Origin of the sequence: Acinetobacter sp. NIOH-H-8 (assembly GCF_046635365.1) — a bacterium.
Lineage (GTDB): Bacteria > Pseudomonadota > Gammaproteobacteria > Pseudomonadales > Moraxellaceae > Acinetobacter.
On record NZ_JBHDVN010000159.1, the window covers coordinates 1 to 470 of the forward strand.

The 470-nt window shown below is 56.4% G+C and carries 1 protein-coding gene; it reads right to left on the bottom strand.

What is annotated here, in order from left to right:
• Positions 1–470 (bottom strand): histidine kinase dimerization/phospho-acceptor domain-containing protein (locus tag ACEWB7_RS17555; protein ID WP_411581031.1); only part of this gene is annotated, 470 nt, incomplete at both ends.

Here is a 470-nt window from a genome sequence, read left to right on the forward strand (position 1 = left end):
TCCATCGGCATCTCCTGCCCGGTGCGCAGGTAATCGATAAACTGCTCAATGATGGCGTTGCACTCTTCGATATCTTTATTGATCGATTCGGCCAGGTAGCCATCCTGTTCGCTCATCATCTCGGTCGCCAGGCGAATACGCGTCAGCGGCGTGCGTAAGTCATGACTTACCCCCGCCATCAGCAGCGTGCGGTCATCCGCCAGTTGCTTAACACCCGCCGCCATATGGTTAAAGGCGCGGGTAACCGAACGCACCTCCGAAGCGCCATACTCACGCAGCGGCGGCGGAATAATCCCTTTACCGACCTGCAAAGCAGCATGTTCGAGATCGACCAACGGTCGGTTCTGGATACGAATAAACAGCCACGCCCCGCCTATCGCCAATAGCATAATCGCCAGCGTATAGCGGAACAGCGGAGAGAAATCGCCCTGATGAATTTCGGTCAGCGGCACGCGTACCCAGATATTGGG